We start from the raw sequence: 1480 nt of genomic DNA, 5'->3' as shown, positions 1-1480 counted from the left end.
GTGCGGGTGGTCGCCGCCGGGGCCGCCGCCGCCTTCCTCGCCCCGCTGCCCGCGACGGTGCTCGCCGACGCCGCCGACACGGGCGCCGAGATCGTGCACCTGCTCGCACGCCTCGGGGTGCACACGCTCGGAGAGTTCGCCGCGCTCGAGGTCGAGCGGGTCGCGGCACGCCTCGGTCCCGTCGGCGAGAGGCTGCACGCGCTCGCCGCCGGGCTCGACTCCCGGGTCGTGCAGCCGCGCACACCGCCCGCCGAGCTGCACGCCGAGATCGCCTTCGACCCGCCGCTCGAGATCGCCGAGCAGGTCGGCTTCGCGCTGCGCCGCACCGCCGACGCGTTCATCGCCCGCCTCGACGACCAGCGTCTCGTCTGCACCGAGCTGCGGGTCGCGCTCACCGGCGACCGCGGCGAGCACGGCGAGCGGGTGTGGCTGCACCCGGGGTCGTTCGACGCCGCGGCGGTCATCGACCGGGTGCGCTGGCAGCTCGCCGAAGACGACGCCCTCGCGAGCGGGGTCGTGCTCGTGCGGCTCGAGCCCGCCGCCGTCGAACAGGCCTCCCACCATGCGCCGCGCCTCGCCGGGTTCGGCTCGGGTCCCGACGAACGGGTGCACCACGCGCTCTCGCGCGTGCAGGCCATGCTCGGCCACCGCGGCGTGCTCACCCCGACGCTCGGCGGCGGGCGCTGGCTCGCCGAGCGCGAGGTGCTCGTGCCGTGGGGCGACCGGGTGGTGCTCGCTCGTGAACGGGGGCGCCCCTGGCCGGGGTCGCTGCCCTCGCCGCTGCCGGCGACGGTCTATCGTCCCGAGCGGGCGGCGGCCGTCGTCGACGTCGACGGTGAGACGGTCGGCGTCGACGAGCGCGGCATCCTCTCCGCCGTTCCCCACCAGCTCACGGTCGAGGGGCGCCGACTCGGAGTGACGTCGTGGGCGGGGCCGTGGCCGGTGATCGAACGCGAATGGGATGCCGCACGCCGCCGCATCGCGCACCGGTTCCAGATCGTCGACGCCCGCCAGAGCGCGTGGCTGCTGGTGTGCGAGGCGGGGGTCTGGTCGGTCGAGGGGCGGTACGACTGATGGGCTGGCACAACCCGGCCGTGCCCTGGTCGGAGCTCGAGCGGGCGCTGAGCGACCGGCGGCGCCCCCGCGACACCCCGGCCGGCGCCGACGGCGGTGACAGCCCGGCGTGGTCGCACAAGCGCGGGCCCTACGTCGCCCCGCCGATCGAGCGGCCCGAGGCGGTCGTGCCCTACGCCGAGCTGCACGCGCACTCCTCCTACTCCTTCCTCGACGGCGCCTCATCGCCCGAGGAGCTCGTCGAGGAGGCGGAGCGGCTGGGGCTGCACGCGCTGGCGATCACCGACCACGACGGCTTCTACGGCATCGTGCGGTTCGCCGAGGCCGCCGAGCAGCGCAGCGTGCGCACCGTGTTCGGGGCCGAGCTGTCGCTCGAGCTCACCGCGGTGCAGAACGGTCGCGCCGA

2 protein-coding genes are annotated in these 1480 nt (G+C 76.1%); both read left to right on the top strand.

Annotation, left to right across the window (positions count from 1 at the left end; all coding sequences use genetic code 11):
• A partial coding sequence (locus tag ABT08_RS08820) for a DNA polymerase Y subunit UmuC family protein (protein ID WP_288114720.1) occupies positions 1–1074 on the top strand: 1074 nt, incomplete at its 5' end.
• Positions 1074–1480, top strand: a 407-nt coding sequence (locus tag ABT08_RS08815; protein WP_288114719.1) for a PHP domain-containing protein, incomplete at its 3' end; no start/stop codon positions are given. The genes ABT08_RS08820 and ABT08_RS08815, both read left to right, overlap by 1 nt.

This window comes from Microbacterium sp. SCN 71-21 (assembly GCF_001725695.1).
GTDB lineage: Bacteria > Actinomycetota > Actinomycetes > Actinomycetales > Microbacteriaceae > Microbacterium > Microbacterium ginsengisoli.
This window is presented reverse-complemented; position numbering and strand designations above follow the sequence as displayed.